Source organism: Paraliobacillus salinarum, assembly GCF_014083865.1.
Classification (GTDB): Bacteria; Bacillota; Bacilli; order Bacillales; family Amphibacillaceae; genus Paraliobacillus; species Paraliobacillus salinarum.
This window is the reverse complement of sequence record NZ_JACEFA010000001.1, coordinates 256,111-276,253: the sequence shown is the minus strand read 5'-3', so window position 1 is coordinate 276,253 and position 20,143 is coordinate 256,111. Positions and strand designations below refer to the sequence as shown.

20 protein-coding genes, 1 riboswitch and 1 other annotated feature are annotated in these 20,143 nt (G+C 34.5%); of the genes, 6 read left to right on the top strand and 14 right to left on the bottom strand.

The window, feature by feature from the left end; genetic code table 11:
- Nucleotides 1–15 precede the first annotated feature (15 nt).
- The 4 genes from HP569_RS01400 to HP569_RS01385 form a co-directional block, all read right to left on the bottom strand.
- Complete coding sequence (locus tag HP569_RS01400) at nt 16–1,029, bottom strand: cytochrome d ubiquinol oxidase subunit II (RefSeq protein ID WP_182199290.1); 1,014 nt, start codon at nt 1,027–1,029, stop codon at nt 16–18.
- Complete coding sequence (locus HP569_RS01395) at nt 1,029–2,387, bottom strand: cytochrome ubiquinol oxidase subunit I (RefSeq protein ID WP_182199289.1); 1,359 nt, start codon at nt 2,385–2,387, stop codon at nt 1,029–1,031. Before HP569_RS01395 ends, HP569_RS01400 begins: the two co-directional genes overlap by 1 nt.
- A 242-nt stretch (nt 2,388–2,629) precedes the next feature.
- Nucleotides 2,630–4,507 (bottom strand): molecular chaperone HtpG, encoded by a 1,878-nt coding sequence (gene htpG / locus HP569_RS01390; RefSeq protein WP_182199288.1) that lies wholly within the window; start codon nt 4,505–4,507, stop codon nt 2,630–2,632.
- Nucleotides 4,508–4,981: 474 nt separating this feature from the next.
- Nucleotides 4,982–5,356, bottom strand: coding sequence for an IDEAL domain-containing protein (locus tag HP569_RS01385; protein ID WP_182199287.1), 375 nt, complete (start codon nt 5,354–5,356; stop codon nt 4,982–4,984).
- Between the two features lie 276 nt (nt 5,357–5,632).
- Nucleotides 5,633–5,818: riboswitch (Lysine riboswitch) on the top strand.
- Nucleotides 5,819–5,942: 124 nt separating this feature from the next.
- On the opposite strand from HP569_RS01385, the gene dapA reads away from it, so the two are divergent.
- The gene (gene dapA / locus HP569_RS01380) at nt 5,943–6,830 is read left to right on the top strand and encodes a 4-hydroxy-tetrahydrodipicolinate synthase (RefSeq protein WP_182199286.1); all 888 of its coding nucleotides are present in this window, start codon (nt 5,943–5,945) and stop codon (nt 6,828–6,830) included.
- 51 nt (nt 6,831–6,881) lie between these two features.
- On the opposite strand, the gene HP569_RS01375 is transcribed toward dapA, so the two are convergent.
- On the bottom strand, nt 6,882–7,739 hold the full coding sequence (locus tag HP569_RS01375; RefSeq protein ID WP_182199285.1) for a CvfB family protein: 858 nt from the start codon (nt 7,737–7,739) through the stop codon (nt 6,882–6,884).
- Between the two features lie 100 nt (nt 7,740–7,839).
- On the opposite strand from HP569_RS01375, the gene HP569_RS01370 reads away from it, so the two are divergent.
- From HP569_RS01370 to HP569_RS01355, 4 genes are all read left to right on the top strand, one after another.
- Complete coding sequence (locus HP569_RS01370; protein WP_182199284.1) at nt 7,840–8,286, top strand: YaiI/YqxD family protein; 447 nt, start codon at nt 7,840–7,842, stop codon at nt 8,284–8,286.
- A gap of 111 nt (nt 8,287–8,397) precedes the next feature.
- On the top strand, nt 8,398–9,168 hold the full coding sequence (locus HP569_RS01365; RefSeq protein ID WP_182199283.1) for an ABC transporter ATP-binding protein: 771 nt from the start codon (nt 8,398–8,400) through the stop codon (nt 9,166–9,168).
- Nucleotide 9,169: 1 nt separating this feature from the next.
- On the top strand, nt 9,170–9,922 hold the full coding sequence (locus HP569_RS01360) for an ABC transporter permease (protein ID WP_182199282.1): 753 nt from the start codon (nt 9,170–9,172) through the stop codon (nt 9,920–9,922).
- Between the two features lie 28 nt (nt 9,923–9,950).
- Nucleotides 9,951–10,949 carry an aliphatic sulfonate ABC transporter substrate-binding protein gene (locus HP569_RS01355; protein WP_182199281.1) on the top strand — a complete coding sequence of 333 codons (999 nt, stop codon included), beginning with the start codon at nt 9,951–9,953 and terminating at the stop codon, nt 10,947–10,949.
- Between the two features lie 14 nt (nt 10,950–10,963).
- Here HP569_RS01355 and HP569_RS01350 read toward each other — a convergent pair whose 3' ends face one another.
- The 8 genes from HP569_RS01350 to HP569_RS01315 all read right to left on the bottom strand — a co-directional run bounded on the left by HP569_RS01350 (nt 10,964) and on the right by HP569_RS01315 (nt 18,867).
- Nucleotides 10,964–11,122 carry a hypothetical protein gene (locus HP569_RS01350; RefSeq protein ID WP_182199280.1) on the bottom strand — a complete coding sequence of 53 codons (159 nt, stop codon included), beginning with the start codon at nt 11,120–11,122 and terminating at the stop codon, nt 10,964–10,966.
- A gap of 178 nt (nt 11,123–11,300) precedes the next feature.
- Nucleotides 11,301–12,221 carry a cysteine synthase A gene (gene cysK / locus HP569_RS01345; protein WP_182199279.1) on the bottom strand — a complete coding sequence of 307 codons (921 nt, stop codon included), beginning with the start codon at nt 12,219–12,221 and terminating at the stop codon, nt 11,301–11,303.
- A gap of 124 nt (nt 12,222–12,345) precedes the next feature.
- Entirely contained in the window at nt 12,346–13,605 is a 1,260-nt protein-coding gene (gene ilvA / locus HP569_RS01340) for a threonine ammonia-lyase IlvA (protein WP_182199278.1), read from the bottom strand.
- 139 nt (nt 13,606–13,744) lie between these two features.
- Nucleotides 13,745–14,671, bottom strand: a complete 927-nt coding sequence (locus HP569_RS01335) for a manganese-dependent inorganic pyrophosphatase (RefSeq protein ID WP_182199277.1) — start codon at nt 14,669–14,671, stop codon at nt 13,745–13,747.
- Between the two features lie 89 nt (nt 14,672–14,760).
- Complete coding sequence (locus HP569_RS01330) at nt 14,761–16,005, bottom strand: glutamate-5-semialdehyde dehydrogenase (protein ID WP_182199276.1); 1,245 nt, start codon at nt 16,003–16,005, stop codon at nt 14,761–14,763.
- Between the two features lie 3 nt (nt 16,006–16,008).
- Complete coding sequence (gene proB / locus HP569_RS01325; protein WP_182199275.1) at nt 16,009–17,124, bottom strand: glutamate 5-kinase; 1,116 nt, start codon at nt 17,122–17,124, stop codon at nt 16,009–16,011.
- 72 nt (nt 17,125–17,196) lie between these two features.
- Nucleotides 17,197–17,410 (bottom strand) — a binding site (T-box leader).
- Between the two features lie 51 nt (nt 17,411–17,461).
- A complete protein-coding gene (locus tag HP569_RS01320) occupies nt 17,462–18,538 on the bottom strand; it encodes a branched-chain amino acid aminotransferase (protein ID WP_182199274.1) in 1,077 nt (358 codons plus the stop codon).
- 188 nt (nt 18,539–18,726) lie between these two features.
- Nucleotides 18,727–18,867 carry a small, acid-soluble spore protein L gene (locus HP569_RS01315; RefSeq protein WP_182199273.1) on the bottom strand — a complete coding sequence of 47 codons (141 nt, stop codon included), beginning with the start codon at nt 18,865–18,867 and terminating at the stop codon, nt 18,727–18,729.
- A gap of 119 nt (nt 18,868–18,986) precedes the next feature.
- On the opposite strand from HP569_RS01315, the gene msrA reads away from it, so the two are divergent.
- Complete coding sequence (gene msrA, locus HP569_RS01310; RefSeq protein WP_182199272.1) at nt 18,987–19,508, top strand: peptide-methionine (S)-S-oxide reductase MsrA; 522 nt, start codon at nt 18,987–18,989, stop codon at nt 19,506–19,508.
- A gap of 119 nt (nt 19,509–19,627) precedes the next feature.
- Here msrA and HP569_RS01305 read toward each other — a convergent pair whose 3' ends face one another.
- Entirely contained in the window at nt 19,628–20,071 is a 444-nt protein-coding gene (locus HP569_RS01305; RefSeq protein ID WP_182199271.1) for a hypothetical protein, read from the bottom strand.
- Nucleotides 20,072–20,143 lie beyond the last annotated feature (72 nt).

The window sequence follows — 20,143 nt, the reverse complement described above, 5'->3', positions numbered from 1 at the left end:
ATCCTTTTAGTAAGGTTATTTTTTTCCTTTGGCATAGTCTGCGTTAAACAAGAACAGACGCATTAATAGTATAAGTGATGGAATAAGTAATAGTAATCCACCAATAAATGCAATAATTAATGCAATTGCCATTGGTTCACTTGTTACACTGTCCTCAATATGAATATACGGATCAAGTAGATATGGGAATTTTGCAATACCATATCCGAAGAATGCGAATAGGAATTGCAGCATGATTGCAATGAATGCAACACCATAGTGCTTTCCAACATACAATAAAGCTAAAGCAACTAAGAAACACGCAATCGAAATTCCGAATACCCACCATAGATCAAGCATATTGTTAAAGTGTCTTTCATTACGTTGACTTAACGCAATCATTGTTGTTAGTGCCATAATGATTGTTGGTGTTGCCCAAAAAATAGCCCATTTTCGAACCAAGTTTAAGGCTTTCTCATCATTAGCACGAGAAGCATAATAGGTTAAGAAGCTAGCACTAATAAATAGTAGAGCCGTAATAGCAAGTGCGACAATACTCCAAGCTAATGGGCTAGTAAATAATTCTGCATATTTTAGTGACACGACACCATTTTCTTCAGTAATAAATCCACCTTCTGAAATAGTAAGTGCCACCGATAGAGATGCTGGAATAAACAATCCCGTTGCTCCATATAAAAACATATATATATTACTTTGTTTAGATCCATAATTTTCGAAGGCATAGAATGAACCTCTAATAGCCAACAGGATAATCGCAAAACTAGCAGGTACTAGTAGTGCGGAACCAAAGTAATATGCCGATTTAGGGAAAAAGCCAACAATCCCTACAAAGAAGAATACTAAGAACACGTTTGTAACTTCCCACACTGGAGATAAGTAACGTGAAATAATTTGGTTAATAATGTGATCTCTCTTTGTGACTTTTGCATAATATGCATAGAAACCAGCACCAAAGTCAATGGAAGCAACGATTAGATAACCATAAAGAAACAACCAAAGTACGGAAATACCAATTACTTCATAACTCATTACTCTGATTCTCCCTTCTCAAATGCAGGGTAACGTTTTTCTAGTTCTACCTCAGCTGGATTATTTTTAAATAGTTTGCGCAACGTAACCACACATAATGTACCTAATACAATATACAGTAACAAGAATAAGAAGAACATATGCGTAATATAAGGAGATGATGTTGCTGCTTCCTCAACTGTCATATAACCACGTAAAATCCATGGTTGTCTTCCTTCCTCTGCGTAGATCCAACCAAATTCAACAGCTAACATTGCTAATGGACCACTCAATGCAATGAGCCATAAGAATAATTTATTATTTGCATTCCATTTTTTAACGAAAGTAAACACTAGATATATAAATGAAATAGCCAATAAGAAGAAACCTATGGAAACCATTAAATCAAACATGTAGTGAATCCATAAAGGTGGTTGTTCATCCTCAGGAAACTCTTCTAAACCGATCACTGGACTCGAAAAGTTTCCGTGTGCTAGGAAACTTAGAAATCCTGGTAAGCGTATTTCCCCAACTACTTCATTATCTTCATTTAGCCAACCGAATAATACCAAATCAGCATTTTCTTCTGTCTCAAAATGCCATTCAGCGGCTGCTAATTTTTCTGGTTGGTGTTCTGCTAAAAACTTTGCAGATAAATCTCCTGCTAAAGCAGTTAAAATAGAAAAGATAAACATCGAAATAACAGTTAATTTTAAAGCTTTCTTATGATATGTTGCAGCTCCTTTTTTACGTAACAAAGCGAATGCTGCTATTGTTGCTAAAATTGCTGCAACAGTGACATATGATCCGCCAAGAACGTGAGCAACTCTTGTTGGTGTAGATGGGTTTAACATTGCAGCAATCGGATTTACATCTGTAAATTCACCATTTTGCAATAAAAATCCATCCGGAGTATTCATAAATGAATTTACTGTTGTAATAAATATAGCCGAAATTCCAGCTCCTATTAAAACAGGTATAGAAAGTAACCAGTGCGTATATGGATTTTTGAATCGATCCCATGTATATAAGTAAATACCTAAAAAGATCGCTTCAAAGAAAAACGCAAATACTTCCATAAATAATGGCAATGCAATTACATTACCAGCAAGCTGCATAAATTGCGGCCAAACTAATGACAATTGCAATCCAATAGCAGTTCCTGTTACAACCCCTATTGCAACTGTAATTACAAATCCACGAGCCCAACGCTGTGCTAATAAAGTGTAATGTTTGTCCTTCTTTTTAATACCAATAAATTCTGCGATTGAAATAAATAATGGCACACCTACTCCTAAGGTGGCGAAAATAATGTGAAATCCTAAAGTCATTGCTGTGATTAGCCTACTCATGAGGACCGTATCAAATTCCACTTTCATCCCTCCATTTTTCTAGTTGTGAAATTCATAACAATTTCATTATAACATCTATTAGATTAGAATGGTTACTCTTATACATTGTAAACTTTATCGTTTATAAAGTTGTGTATATTCTATGGCTATTTTGTGACGTATTTGTGACAATTATATGGATAAAAGTTTTAAAAAAAGAAATAGAAAAAGACATTACACTTCATTATTCGTGTATGTCTTTCTCTATAGTTTACTTTTGGTTATCGTTTTTATTCAGCTATTGCTTTCCAAACATCATTTGAAAATTCTACAGGATCTTCAATAGAGAGTCCTTCAATTAATAATGCTTGATGATACAATATATTGGTTAGTAAATCAGTTTTTTGAATATCTTCTTTTTCATATGCAGCTTGCATTGTTTTAAACACATCATGTTGAACATTAATTTCTAAAATTTTATCTGCTTTTAATTGTGGATTATCAGGCATCATATTTAATACCTTCTCCATTTCAATAGATATGTCACCATCATTACTTAGACAAACTGGATGTGATTTCAATCGTTTAGAAATGCGCACGTCTTTTACCTTATTTGCTAGAACTTCTTTCATATGATCTAACAATGCTTTATTTTCTTTTATTTCCTCTTCTGTATTTTCCTCTTCAGGTTCAAATCCTAAATCACCACTTGATACAGATTTAAATTCTTTTTCTTGATAAGTTGCTAACATTTTAATAGCGAATTCATCAATATCATCTGTTAAATAAAGAATTTCATATCCTTTATCTAATACTACTTCTGTTTGTGGTAAACGTTCAATTCGCTCGTTAGTCTCACCAGTTGCATAATAAATATATGGCTGATCTTCAGGCATACGTTCTACATATTCAGCTAACGTAACCAGCTTTTTCTCTTTTGAAGAATAGAATAGTAATAAGTCTTGCAATGTTTCTTTGTTTTGTCCAAAATCACTATACACACCGTATTTCAGCTGACGTCCAAATGAATCATAAAATTTTTCGTACTTTTCTCGATCATTTTTTAACATCTTTTGTAGTTCTGTTTTAATTTTTTTGTTAATGTTTTTAGCAATTAATTTTAGTTGACGATCATGTTGTAGCATTTCACGAGAAATATTTAGTGAAAGATCCTCTGAATCAACTAATCCTTTAACGAAACTAAAATAATCAGGCAATAGATCTGCTGATTTGTTCATAATAAGTACGCCATTAGAATATAGTTCTAATCCTTTTTCATATTCTGCTGAATAGTAATTGTACGGCATATTTTCAGGTATATACAAAATAGCATCATAGCGAATATTTCCGTCTACACTGATATGGATGTGTTGAAGCGGTTGATCAAAACCGTAATGTTTTTCTGTATAAAACTGGTTATAATCCTCATCACTTAATTCATTTTTATTTTTCTTCCAAATTGGAATCATACTATTAACTGTTTTTTCCTCAATTACTTCAACTGGTTCCTCTCCTTCGCCTTGTGGTTCCGTTGAGGTTATATCCATTTTAATTGGATAACGAATAAAGTCGGAGTATTTCACAATAATCGATTTTAATTGATTTACATCTAAAAATTGGTCATAGTCATCTTCATCTGTGCTTTCTTTTATTGTTAAAGCAATCTCAGTTCCAGTAGTTGACTTGTCTATTGTTTCAATACGATAACCTTCTGTACCTTCAGACTCCCATAAGTATCCTTGATCACTATTTAAGGCTTTTGTCTTTACAGTTACTTTATCTGCTACCATAAATGCCGCATAAAATCCTACACCGAATTGGCCAATGATATCATGCCCATCTTTAATTTCATTTTCTTTTTTAAAGGATAAGGATCCACTTCTTGCAATAACACCTAAATTGTCTATTAGCTCTTCCTCTGTCATCCCGATTCCTGTATCAGTAACCGTTAAGGTGCGGGACTCTTTATCAGCACTTACTTTTATGTAATAGTCTTCTGTGTTAAATGTAAGAGAATCATCCGTTAGTGCCTTGTAATAGAGCTTATCAATCGCATCACTAGCATTGGAAATTAATTCACGAAGAAAAACTTCTCGTTGTGAATAAATAGAATTAATCATCATTTCTAATAGTCTTTTGGACTCTGCTTCAAATTGTTTTTGTGGCATATTTATGCTCCTCTCTTATTTAAATAGATCTTTTTTAGCAGTCAGTTCAATAGAGTGCTAACACTATTTATTTATCATATATAAAAGCAAGTGTCAATTCAAAGCTATAACAAGAGGTTAGTGCAAAACTAAATAAAAATCATTAGAAAACGGATAATAATACCTTATTTAAGGATCATTATCCGTTTTTTTTGAGCAAATATATTAGCTGTGGAAATATACGATACTCCTCGAAAATAAAGAACTATTTTCTTCGTGCGATGTATCGCTGCCGAAGCGTTCCTTGTCCTGCAGGAACAGCGCGAGCTGAAGATCCACTCATTAAAGCGCTTTTTGCTTTAATGAGTTAGCTGAAGCCGTACCTGCGGAAAGAGAGTATATTTCCACAGCGGTGTTTGTTCTTCTTAATTAAAATAAAAGTTCGGATTTTCTATTGAGAAATCTTGTTTTGTCCCAGTCTCTTATAACCATACGTTAGTCTGTTTCACAAGCATTTGTTTTATAATTAGTATCTAGTATATTTTTTTCCTTCGTTCTTTTTAATTTGTTTAGTTGGGAAACTAAGTCATGAAACCAATCTTCATCTCGAGTTTCAAGCGCTATGTCAATTAATGCATTTAGTTGGTTTTCCGTTTTTGAAAAATCACTACTTAGTCGATTAATTTTGGATTGGTTAATTTGAATACTTTGACCAGTCAACATCTTATTATCACTAGCAACGACGCGTAGCTGGACAACATTATGATCTAATTCATTTTTTTCAACAAATCCATGCATCAAAATCCCTTTACTTGATTTCGCCCTAACCCAATCACCAATTTGAAGGCTTATATTTTGATTTATTTCCATCTAACGCCACCACCTTTTTATAATAACAACTATTCAGCATGCCATAGAATTTAAAGACTATTAATATAGTTATAAGTAATTTAACTAAAAATTATGAATAGTTACGCTATATTGTATTTAGAAATCAATGTATTGTCAATCTAAATGCACATAATTCGATAAACTTTAATAAAAATTATATGTTTTATTCTGAATAATTTTTGTCGAACGCTTGCAACCCCTCTACATTTTTGATATGGTGTGAATAATATTTCTATAACTTCAATTATAAATTGAAGTGAGCATAGAGGTGCAAATGTCATTAGTATGCTTTATGAAGCGGATGAACGCTAGGGATTAAAGCAGAAAGGGAAATTTGCCGAAGTGGATAAATGTTCATCTTTTTATTCACTGGTACTGCTATTGAACAAATACAGTACTGTCATATAGTAATGATTTACTGTATGGAGGGCTATCTCACGCATCATAACTATTCAAAATTGATGCAGCGACGAGCCCTTCGTCGCTGTATTTTTTATGATGAGATACGCTCTATTCAAACCCGTAACAGGTTACTTTCTCAAAAATATGAATAGAGGTGGATTACATGCAATTTGGTCGATTATTAACCGCTATGGTCACCCCATTTGATTATAATGGGAACATCAATTATGAAAAAACGAAGGAAGTCATTAACCATTTGATTCAGAATGGAACAGAAGGAATTATTATAACAGGAACTACTGGAGAATCACCTACTTTAACTGAAGATGAAAAAGTCGATTTCATACGTTTTGTCGTTCAATACGTTAACAAGCGCATACCTGTCATAGCTGGAACAGGATCCAATAATACGCAAGCATCGATCATTCTTACTAAGAAAGCTGAAGCAATGGGCGTGGATGGTGTCATGTTGGTAACGCCATATTATAATAAGCCATCTCAAGAAGGGATGTATCAACATTTTAAAACAATTGCTGAAGCAACTTGTTTACCTTTGATGCTTTATAATATTCCAGGAAGAAGTGCTGTTGGGATGTCGGTAGAAACGATTATTCGATTATCTAAAATAGAAAATATCACTTCTATTAAAGAAGCTAGTGGGAACTTAGACATGATGACTTCAATCATTCACGAAACAGATGATAATTTTGACTTGTACAGTGGTGATGATAGTTTAACTTTACCTGTGTTGGCTATTGGTGGTCGCGGTGTTGTTTCTGTTTCATCACATATTGTAGGTACTGACATGCAGCGAATGATCACTAGCTACATGAATGGTGATCCAAGACAAGCTAGCTTGATTCATCAACAACTATTGCCAACAATGAAAGCTTTATTTTCTGCACCGAATCCAACGCCGGTAAAAGAGGCATTATGTATGATTGGTATAAATGTAGGTAGTGTTCGCTTACCGTTGATTCCATTAACTGATGAAGAACGTGCAAATCTGGCAGATACGTTACATTTAAATAAACAAGCACAAGTTGTTTAGATAAATAGAAGGATGGATTACTTTTTGTAGTAAACCATCCTTCTATTTTATTTATTCATTCAATAAACGTGTTTTTCCGTCTACTTGCTCAATTTTTTTGTCTTTCATTAGTTTACCTAATGCCCGTTTGAAAGCAGCTTTACTAATGTGAAATGTTTGATAGATCGTTTCTGGGTCAGTCTTATCGGTTAAAGACATTTCGCCATTATGATCAACTAAATATTGCAAAATGACAGCCGCATCCGTTTGTCTCGCTTCTTTTCTTCGAGGACGAAGAGAAACATTTAATGTGCCATCTTCTTTTACAGCAATTACGCGACCATTGATCCATTGACCTAATCGTGGTTCTACTTTTCTTTCTGTATGATGGATAAATCCTCGATAACCATCTTCTGTTATTAGTACTGCGCCTTCCCTATCCGTTCTAAAAATTCGACCTTCGATATCTTTATCTAATAGTGTTTCAGGCGCAGTATCCCATGTACCTTCAAAATCATTTTCTGCTACAGGTTTAGCAAGTAGTCTACCCTTTTTATCTAAATCTAAAATAACATATAACTCATCACCAATGTCAGGCCATACCGTCTTAAACACAGGTAAATCATCACTAGAAACTAGGATATTTACACAAGTACCTATATCGACAAACACACCTAAATCTGGTTGTACTTTTGTTACTACTGCCCAATCAAACACATCTAATCTTACATTTGGAATTGAAGTTGATGCATATAATTGATTTCTTTCTTGATAGAGAAAAACTTCGTAACTTTCGTTCAGTTCCAATTCTTGTTCGTTAAGCTTTTTATTATATAACACTTGATCGATTCCATTTGATAATATAAAAGAAGTCTCATCTTCACTTACTGCGTCTAATGTAACGATTTGACCTGCTGCTAATTTATTCATCTTTACCCTTCTTTCTAATCCATCGTCTAAATGTTATTATAACCGAAGCTACACTCTGATAAAATAGAAAATAACAATTATCTAGTAAAGGTTGAGTAAAATGAAAATATATGTAGATGCTGATGCTTGTCCTGTAAAAGAAATTATTATTGAAATAGCAATTCCTAACAATATTCCTGTGTATTTGGTAAAAAGTTATGCTCACTTTTCAACACAAGATGATCCAGATGGAGTTACTTCTATCTATGTTGATTCCGAACGTGAAGCGGCTGATTATCGAATTCTATCCATGCTTCGTCCAAATGATTTAGTTATTACACAAGATTATGGCTTAGCCTCTTTAGCTCTAGAAAAAAATGCGTATGTATTACACCATAAAGGATTTATCTATACACAAGAGAATATCGATTATTTGTTGGAAGTTCGATATCAAAATGCACAGGCTAGAAAGAAGAAAATGAAAACAAAAGGACCCAAGCCTCTCACGCAAGAAGATAAAAACCAATTCAGACAGGCTTTCATAGACATTTTAACTAATTTTCAGTAAATTCTGTATTTCCTATTGACAATGAATCACATCATAAGGTAACCTTTATTTAAATTCCGATTAAACAAATAGGAATAATGAATTAAAGTTACTAAACGAGGTGTGGTTCATATGTTTTTAACCATTGATAAACTAAATAAACAATTCTACACTCCTGAAAAACAATTAAGTACGGTGTTAAAGGATATTTCCTTTTCAGCAGACGAAGGGGAATTTATTTCTATTCTTGGTCCATCTGGTTGCGGTAAATCTACCTTATTGTCAATTATAGCAGGGTTAACACCGTCAACTTCTGGCACGGTTGAAGTACAGGGCAATCGCATTATCCACCCAGGCAAAGATCGTGGGATGGTTTTTCAGGAACCAGCTTTATTCCCCTGGCTTACCGTTATTGAAAATGTGATCTTTCCTATAAAAAAAGAACATAGTAAAAAAACTGCTAACGAATTGGCAAACAACTATTTAAAAATGGTTCAATTATCAAAGTATGCACACCATTACCCACACGAAATATCTGGCGGCATGCAGCAAAGAGTTGCAATAGCTAGAGCGTTAGTAATGAATCCTAGTTTATTGTTAATGGATGAACCTTTCGGGGCGTTAGATGAACAAACACGTTCTAGATTGCACGTGCAGCTTGAACATATATGGCGAGATACAAAGAAGACTATTATCTTTATCACCCATAGCATCACTGAATCAATCAAATTGTCTGATCGTGTGATAGTCATGGGTACACAACCAGGAGTTATTTTAACAGATATAAAAATAGATATTCCACGCCCTAGAGAAAAGCATAAAGAACAAATGATCAAGCTTGAATCACAGATTATGGTTCATTTAAAAAGTGAGATTGATAAAGTCATAAGTGAGGAAACTTAATATGAAAACAATCAGTAAACGTATTCTGTTTTTTGCTATATTAATTGGATTTTGGAGTCTTGGATCAGCCTTAAACTGGTGGTCAGAAGTGTTATTCCCCTCACCTATAAATGTATTTCAAGCATTGTTCACAGGGGTTAAAGATATGACATTAATTTACGACTTAATTGCTAGTTTTCGTCGATTAGCTATCGGTCTTAGCATTGCACTTATATTAGGCACAGCTATAGGTGTAATCATCGCTAAATCAAAAACAGCAGATGACACGATTGGAGCTATGCTGCTTGCCCTGCAAAGTGTTCCGAGCATCGTTTGGTTACCACTTGCTATTATGTGGTTCGGTCTAAACGAAAAAGCAGTTATCTTTATTGTTATTTTAGGTGGAACATTTGTTATGGCTTTAAATATTCGAACAGGTATTAAAAATGTGCAACCACTATTTATAAGAGCTGCGCGAACAATGGGTTCTAATGGATTAGATTTATTTAGAAGAGTAATCTTTCCTGCTTCCGTCCCGCATATTGTCACTGGTTCACGACTAGCTTGGGCATTTTCCTGGCGAGCTTTAATGGCGGGTGAATTGCTTAGTACAGGTCCGGGATTAGGATACACCCTTCGCTATGCATCTGACTTTGGTGATATGAGTCTTGTAATTGGTGTAATGATTATCATTGGTGTTATTGGCTCAATTGTTGACCAACTCATCTTCCAACGTATTGAAAAAAATGTAGCCAAACGTTGGGGATTAGTATAAATTAAAAATTTTTTAAGGGGGAAATCGAATGAAAAGAGTCTTACTTGCCATTTCACTTGTCGCATTGTTAGGAGGTCTTGCAGCTTGTGGAAGCTCGTCTTCGTCAACTACAAATAATAGTGATACACAAACCGTTACACTTGGGTATTTTCCAAATATTAATCATGTACCTGCAATGGTGGCCAAAGCAGAAGGGTTTTATCAAGAGCAACTTGGAGAAAACGTATCAATTGAATATAAAACATTTCCAGATGGGGCTTCCTTTATGACTGCATTAAAAACTGGAGAAATTGAGGCTGGTCTTGTTGGTCCAGGTCCAGCAATGAACAACTATACAACAGGGACAGATGTAAAAATACTTGCAGGTGGTTCTACTGGTGGAACAGTAATATTAGCGCGTGAGGATAGTGGAATTGAAACACTTGAGGATATTAAAGGAAAAACCTTTATCACTCCCCGTGTAGGTTGCACACATAATGTTCAATTCGAAACTTATATGAAAGAGAATGGTATTACATCTGAACGAATTGGTGGAACGATGGTGCATTCAACAGGAAAACCTGCACAATATCAGGCTATGTTTGAATCTGGTAAAGTAGATGTTGCAGTTGCTCCTGAACCTTGGGCTTCCGTATTAGCGCAAGAAGCAAATGCGAATGTCATTGTGAGCTCAGATGAAGTTTCTTTCGGTCAAACATTACCTGCATCTGTATTGGTGAGTTCTGGTGAATTAGTTGAAAACAACCCAGATTTAATACAAAAAATTATTGATTCACATAAACAAGCAATCACATTTATAAATAATAATCCAGAAGAAGCAAAAGAAATTACGATACAAGATATTAAAGAAGAAACAGGTCAAGAATTAAGCAAACAGGTCATTGATGGTGCATGGGAGAATATTGGTTTCACCTACGAATTAAATGCAGATGAAGTTCAGGCTTTTGGTGATTCGTCATACGACTTGAAGTTTTTAAAAGAAAAACCTGACTTTACGGATCTAATCGACACACAATTTATTAAGTAAGCAAAAACAAGGCGTTATTCAGACGCCTTGTTTTCTTGTTCTTCATTTACAATTACCGCTAGTCTACTTTGATCCCAGCGTTTTGCCGTTTCATCAGGAACCTCATATTCTTTATCTGCCCGTAATAACTGATCATTGTATTTTGTTTGAACTAACATTTTTACTTTAGCCATTTTTTCCTCACCCTTAACTTTTAAACTAAAAGATAGTCGTGACACGCACTACTATCTATTTTAATTATTATAACATAGAGAGTCTTAGACTTAGTATCTAATTAATCTAATAGATCACAAAACAAAATACCACCATAATAGCTAATGAAGTGGTATTTGTTCTAGTGCCAAATTTATTTTATTGATCAAATAAATTCATACTCAAATATCGTTCTCCTGTATCTGGTGCGATACAAACGACACGTTTTCCTTTTCCTAATCGTTTAGCAAGGTCAATTGCTGCGAAAACCGCCGCAGCTCCAGAAGGTCCAATAAAAATCCCTTCTTTCTCCCCTAGTTGCTTAAACATATTTATTGCATCATCATCTTGAATTGGCATGATTTCATTGTAAATTGATGTATTCAAAATTTCTGGTATGAAACCTGGACTAGTGCCGACCAATTTATGCTTCCCTGGTTTTCCGCCAGAAAGTACAGGAGATCCTTTAGGTTCCACTACCATAATATAAATGTCAGGTAAGAGTTCTTTTAACGTTTCTCCTGTGCCAGTAATTGTTCCACCAGTACCAGCGGTAGCCACAAAAGCATCAATGTTTTTGTCCATTTGTTGATAAATTTCTTGCGCAGTTGTTGTTCGGTGGATGTCTGGATTAGCTGGGTTTTCAAACTGTTGTGGCATGAAACTATTAGGTATTTCTGAAACTAACTGCTTTGCTTTTTTAATTGCACCTGGCATCTTTTCGTCACTTGGTGTTAATACAATTTCGGCACCGTATGCTTTTAGAATATTAATACGTTCCTTTGTCATATTATCAGGCATAACTAAAATGGCTTTGTACCCTTTAGCAGCAGCTGTCATCGCTAAGCCTATCCCTGTATTTCCACTTGTCGGTTCAATAATTGTTGCGCCGGATTTTAATACACCTTTCTCTTCTGCAACTTTGATCATATTATAAGCTGCTCTGTCCTTCACACTTTTAGACGGATTAAACATTTCTAATTTAACATACACATCGGCCGCATCTTCTGGTACTAATCGATTTAATTTAACAATAGGTGTTTCTCCTATTAATTCAGTGATATTATTTACTACTCGCATCCAAGTCCATCCTCTCTTCACTAATCATTACAAAACATATCATTTTACTGTGTTTTAATTATAACAATTTCTAATTTGCTATGCCATTGTTTTATAGAAAAAAGACAAAGGGAATATCCCTTTGTCAAATAAGTAAGTGAAATAAATCTTCATCTTTATTAATTTCTATATAAGTGAAGCCGTTTGTCTCCATTCTTGCAATGAGTGGCTGATAATCACTCTGATGTTTTAGTTCAATACCAACTAAAACCGGCCCCTTATCTCTATTATTCTTCTTGGTATATTCAAATCGGGTAATATCGTCATTCTCACCCAGTACTTCAGTTAAAAACTCTCGCAAAGCACCTGCTCTTTGAGGGAAATTCACTATGAAATAATGTTTGTATCCTTCATAAATTAAAGACCGCTCCTTAATGTCTTGCATGCGATCAATATCATTATTTCCGCCACTTACAATAATAACGACATTGTTTCCTTTTATTTGATCTTTATATTGATCCAAAGCTGCAACTGGCATAGCTCCAGCTGGTTCAGCAACAATAGCATTTTCATTGTATAAGTTTAATAATGTACTACATACCTTGCCCTCGGGGACAATGGCAATATCATCAATCACTTCTTTAGCAATTTCATAAGTTAAATTACCAACTTGCTGTACACTTGCTCCATCAACAAATTTGTCTACCTCATCTAATTTGACTACTTTTTTCTGTAAAAGAGATTGTTGCATAGATGGTGCCCCAGCAGGTTCTACCCCAATGACTTGTGTAATCGGACTAATACTTTTAATGTAGGAGCCTACACCAGAAATCAAACCACCTCCACCAACAGACATAAAAATGTGTGATAGCGGTTCTTCCATTCCATCTAACACTTCTAATCCTATCGTACCTTGGCCTACAATCGTACGATAGTCATCAAATGGATGAATAAATGACATATCATGCTCGTCACAATAAGTTTTTGATTCCTGATAAGCATCATCAAACGTATCGCCAACTAAGATAATCTCAACAAAATCCCCACCAAAGAAACTAACGCGTTTCACTTTTTGTCTTGGAGTAGTAGTAGGCATAAAAATCTTCCCTTTGACTCCTAATGCTTTACATGAATAAGCAACACCTTGTGCGTGATTTCCAGCACTGGCACAAACTACTCCATTTTTCAGCTCGTCTTTAGATAAACTTTGCATTAGGTTATAAGCGCCTCTTATCTTAAAAGAACGAACTACTTGTTGATCTTCTCTTTTCAAATAAACATTACATTGATATTTTTCCGATAATATTGGATCTCTTTGTAGAGGTGTTTTTAAAACAACGTCTTTTAAATTTTGGTGCGCAATAATAATATCTTTAATTTGAATCGTATTTACTTTTGTGCTCATTATTCATAGAATCCTTCCTGCAAAAAATAGTTAGATTAATACTATCATATTCAGATAAATTAGAAAACTAGCACAACTAACTTTTTTTAGAAAATTAGAAAAAGACAACTAAGAATAAATCCCAGTTGTCTTAATTAAATTATGCTAGTACTTCTTGGATATTCGGAACAATCTGTTTCTTACGTGAAACTACACCTTTTAATAGTGCTTGATTGTTTTCTAATGACACATTAAACGCTTTTTCTACTGCTGCTTGTTTGTCTCCTAATGCTAGAATAACGGAATCATTATTTAAAATATCCGTTACAACAAATGCGAATAAAGAAAGATCCTTCTTAGTTATTACTCCTTGTATTGCTGACTCAAGTTCTGCTTGTTTTGCTAATACTTCATCCGTATCGACTGTATTAACTTGAGCTACTTCTACTACATGGCCAGCCATGTTAAATTCTTTTGCATCTAATGAAATTAATTCTTCTATCGCTTTATCACTCAAATCAGCTCCTGCTTTAAGCATATCCAAACCGTACACTTGTTCATCAACCTCTGCGATAGCAGCTAATTCTTTTGCAGCTTGAACATCTTCTTCGGTGCAAGTTGGCGATTTAAATAATAAAGAGTCTGAAATAATTGCTGATAACATTAATCCTGCAATTTCTTTCGGAACAGTAACCTGATGTTCTTTAAATAATTTATTCAGAATAGTAGCTGTACATCCAACAGGCTCAGCACGGTAATATACCGGGTCATTCGTTTCAAAGTTTGCAATCCGGTGATGATCAATTACTTCTTTTACTTGAACTTTCTCAATATCATCTACACTTTGTTGGCGTTCATTGTGGTCTACTAAAATAACTGTATCTACTTCATTTGCAACTGTTTCAACAAATCTAGGTGCTTCCACGTTAAAATAATCTAGAGCATACTTTGTTTCATCATTTACTTCACCTAGTCGTACAGCCTCCACATTGTCACCTAACTGTTTCTTTAAATAGGCATATGCTAGTGCTGCTGTAATCGTATCTGTATCTGGATTTTTGTGTCCGAATATTAGTGTTTTGTTCAATTTGGTTCTCTCCTTTATCTCTTACATTGCATACAAAATGAAAAATCCATATCTATTGTAACGTAAATGATTCATTCTTTCATCAACAATTATTTAATTTGTCCAGTTCCATGTAACGTGTATTTTGTTGACGTTAATGCTTGTAGCCCCATTGGACCTCTTGCATGTAGTTTTTGCGTGCTAATACCAATCTCTGCCCCGAAACCAAATTCAAAACCATCTGTAAATCGAGTAGATGCATTATGATAGACACATGCAGCATCCACCTCATTTAAAAACTGAATGACGTGTTGATCATTCTCAGAAATAATTGCTTCTGAGTGCTTGGTTCCATATTGATTAATGTGACTAATTGCCTCATCTACATTTCCAACTGTTTTTATCGCTACAGTTGTGTCTAAATACTCAGTATGCCAATCTTCTTCCGTAGCTAATGGGAACTCTTTATGATAAGATGCAATCGTTTCATCTACATGCATTGTCACATCATTATCTTCTAGCGCTTGAATCAATTGATTACCGTATTGTTCAAACCACTGTTTATCAACTAAAATCGTTTCAATCGCGTTACACACAGATGGCCTTTGTGTTTTAGCATTAATTGCAATCTCGATAGCCATCTTTACGTCAGCTGTTTGATCGATAAAGAGATGACAGTTACCAGCACCAGTTTCTAATACAGGGACAGAAGATTTTTCAACAACCGTGTCAATTAACTTTTTACTACCCCTAGGAATTAAAACATCTAAATATGTGTTTAAACGAAACATCTTTTCTGCGGTCGAACGGCTCGTATCTTCCACTAATTGAACAGCATCGACTGGTAATTCGGAATGTGATAATGCTTCTTGAATCACTTTAACTAACGCAATATTTGAATAAATGGCAGAAGAACTACCTCGTAACAGCACAGCATTTCCTGTTTTCAAACAAAGACTAGCAGCATCTACGGTGACATTGGGTCTCGCTTCATAGATAATACCAATCACACCAATAGGAACGGTCACTTTTTTGATTGCTAAACCATTTGGACGTTCCCAGTCTTCTTGGATCTTACCGATCGGATCATCTAATTGAATTAGCTGCTGCAATGATTCAGCCATTCCTTCGATTCTTTGTTGATCTAAACGAATTCGATCAATAATTGATTTAGAAATACCTTTTTCTTTCGCTGAAATAATATCTTTTTCATTTTCTTCGATGATGTACGTTTGTTGCTTTAATAAAGCATCAGCAATTAACTGAATCGCTCTATTTTTCTGTTCTGTTGTTACCTTACTTAACTGAATTGTTGTTCCTTTGGCCTTTTTTGCAATGGTTAAAAGATCATTCATTCTTCATACCCCCTGTAAAGTTAATACTAAATGATCACGATGAATGACTTCCGATTTATGCTGGTTCGTCATATCCATCGCGTTTACACTACTCAATCCTTTAATTTGATCAATCTCTGCAGAACTATAGTTGACCTTTCCTTTTGCAATGACATTATCTTGAAATACAATTTCTACTACATCGTTTGGTTTAAAGTCACCTGTAACTGAAGTCACCCCTGCTGGAAGCAAACTTTTTCCTTTATTCAACAACGCAGCCTTTGCACCTTGGTCAATAACTATCTGTCCAGTAACCTTTGAGTGAAAAGCAATCCATTGTTTTTCTTTTCTAACATACTGTGTTTGATGATTTCCGATGTAAGTACCATCACCATTTCCATTCACAATGTCGATAAATTTATTCTGCCCCTCACCAATACCAACAAAAGCATGAACTCCCAATGATAATGCGGTTTGGGCAGCTAATAGTTTAGATTTCATTCCGCCTGTGCCTACTTTTGAGCTAGAATCTTGACTTGTTTGACTAATTAACTCATCAGAAACATGATCTAATTGATCATACCGAATGGCATCTGCGTGATAATTCGGGTTCGCGTTATACAAACCATTAATATCAGTTAACATAATTAAATAATCTGCGTTAACTAAACCACTTATGAGTGCTGATAACATATCATTATCTCCAAATGTTAACTCATCAATCGCTACAGAGTCATTTTCATTAATGATTGGAATAACGGACCTTTTTAATAATTCATTAATTGTTTGATATACATTCGTAAACTGTTGATGATGAACAAACACATCTCTAGTCACAAGTAGTTGCGCACTAACAATACCGTAAGCTTTAAATGCTTCAGCATAGGCTTCAATCAAAAGTCCTTGACCTACAGCTGCAGCTGCTTGCTTGCCGGAAACAGTAACAGGACGACTAGAATACCCAAGATCCCTAAAACCTGCTGAAACTGCTCCTGATGATATTAATATTACTTCTATGTCTTGTTTCATTAATGCAGCAATCGCACGTGTATGCTCTTGAAGTTTTTTTAAACTTAAACTCCCATCTGATTCTGTAAGTGAACTACTTCCTATTTTAATTACTACTCGCTTATTCGCCATGTCGTTCGCCTCTTCTTACCTACTAGTTATATTTGTTTATAAAAAAACCTTCTCCACCCAATACAAGTTATTGTAAAGGACGAAAAAGATTTAATCCGCGGTACCACCTTTGATTGACAAGTAATACTTGCCCACCTCTCCCATAACGCCGGGGTAGCGAATGAAGTTTATGCTTCTTAGCTCTGAGGCAGGTTCAATAAAAAGGCGAATATGCAGGACCTTTCAGCCTATGGATCCCATTCTCTGTCATTGCTTTTTATTTACTAATCCTCTTCATAGCTTTTTTTATATAGTTATATATAATTATGCTTTATAATGCATAAAAAGTCAATTTGATTTAAGACTGAAGCTCAATAACCCAATTCAAGAAATCTTCTTCTCTTCCATATTGAATTCCTGTAAGTGTATCATATAATTTTTTAGAAGTTTCACCTGTCTTACTGTTGTTGATTTCTAACATTTCTCCGTTCCATGACAAGGTACCGATTGGAGAAATGACAGCGGCTGTTCCTGCTCCAAACGCTTCTTCTAACTTACCAGCTTGATGCGCTTGATAAATTTCTTCCATGGATATTGTTCTTTCAGTTACTTGTACGCCCCAATGTCTGAGTAATTGGATAACTGAGTTACGTGTGACACCTTCAAGTATGCTTCCATTTAAGGCTGGTGTAATCACTTCTCCATCAATTTTGAAGAAAACGTTCATACTGCCAACTTCTTCAATATATTTTTTCTCTAATCCATCTAGCCACAAAACTTGGGCAAACCCTTGTGCTTCCACAATCTCTTGCGCTTTAAGACTTGATGCATAGTTACCAGCTGTTTTTGCTTCACCAGTACCACCTTTTACTGCTCTTACATATTCATTCTCAACAGCAATTTTGACTGGATTAATTCCTTCTTTGTAGTAAGCACCAACAGGAGAAAGTATAATAATAAATTTATATTGTTTAGAAGGCGCAACACCAAGATAAGGTTCTGTCGCAATAACAAATGGTCTAATGTAGAGTGATGTTCCTGGTGCATTCGGTACCCAGTTGGCATCTAGAGCAACTAATTGTTTAATGGCTTGTAATGCAAGCTCTTCATCTATAGTAGGAATACACATGCGTTCATTAGAGCGGTTTAAACGTTTAATATTTTTTTCTGGTCTAAATAAATTCACCGTTTCATTATCTGTTAAATATGCTTTCAATCCTTCAAAAACGGTTTGGCCATAATGATATACCATTGCTGCTGGATCCAGAGCTATTGGTTGATATGGAATAATTCTCGGATCATACCACCCTTTGTCTTGATGGTAATCTAGGATAAACATGTGGTCTGTAAATACCTCTCCAAAGGCTAACTCAGTTGGATTTGGTTTTTGTTTTTTTGAAGTTGTTTTGGTTATTGCGATGTTATGATCTGTCATAATAGAAGTCCCCTTGCTTTTTTAATTCTCAAAACAGTTAGTGATTATTACTATTCTATTACTAATGGTTAGGATTGCACAACCTATTTTAATAAAAAATTCAAATAATTTAAAAAATGGTGGCTGAATTTATGAATTTAAAAAGAACGCTAAAGATTTATTAGCGATCTTTTTAACAAACTATACTTTTATCTTTTAGTATTATCTTTTTTTGCTTTTGCTTCTAATTGGGAGAATGGCTGTTGATCTGCTTTTTCTTCTGTTAGCCCTTGCGGATTAACTCCGGCCTTCTTCTGGCGATTGTTTCGATCATTTTTATGCTTAGTCAACTGATTCACCACCTTTTTGATTATTTTTCGTTTATAGAAAGAAATCTATTCATTTAAATGGACAAATTTTTAGTTTTTCGTTACATTTAACATTACGGAAATAAAGGGGGAGTCAGTTTATGACAAAAGCAGTAGCAACTTTTGCTGGTGGATGTTTTTGGTGTATGGTAAAGCCGTTTGATCAATGGGATGGCGTATATGAGGTAGTTTCAGGATATACAGGGGGACATATAAAGAACCCTACTTATGAACAAGTCAAATCTGGTGAATCAGGTCATTATGAAGCCGTTCAGATAACATATAACCCAGAATTAATTACTTACCAACAAATACTTGATCTGTATTGGCCACAAATCGATCCAACCGATCCAGACGGACAGTTTCATGATCGAGGCAAACAGTATCGTACAGCAATTTTTTATCATAATGAGGAACAAAAACAGTTAGCAATCTCATCAAAACAAGCATTACAAAACTCGAATAAATTCAAAAAGGAAATTGTTACAGAAATATTGCCAGCCTCTACTTTCTATCCTGCAGAGAAGTACCATCAGAATTTTTATAAGAAAAATGAGGAAGAATATGAAAAGGATCGTGCCAAATCAGGTAGAGATGAATTTATTAAAGATTATTGGGAATAGATCAATTTAAACAAAGCAAAAGTCCACACTTAGACTTTTGCTTTGTTTAGTTTACATAATATTATTACGGTGTATTATAGTTATTTTGGAACTGATTTCATTTTTTGTTATTTTACTACTTAATATTTTATTTCCCAATCTACAATACGTCTTGTTTTACCTGGAGAACCAGAACTAATATAATAGTCAAATATCTCCGGATGTGTATCATTTAACTTCATTTTTAATTCATTTTCATCAGAAACGATATACCCTAAATCATTTTCGAGTTTAAAAACTCCATTTCCTAATACTTCATAACGCGCATTTAATATTGTTTTGTGATCAGTAGTCATTATCTTCACATTATTTGTTGATGGAAATAAATAATATCCTCCTGTTTTTTTAGGATTCTTCTGTGGAGAGTAATATGTTTGCATAGGTATGACAGTTCTTTTTAAAAGTAATTCTGCCTCGTAATTCTGGGCATAATAATAACCTGTAGAAAATAGCAAAAGAATATTCAACAAAATACTTATCACAAGAACCTTTCTTTTTTTCAACCACACAATTATTTTGTTCATCTTCGGCCATACCCTCTCAAAAATAATTTAAAATCATCTTCTTAATAAGGACGTTAAAATATTGCAAATAGT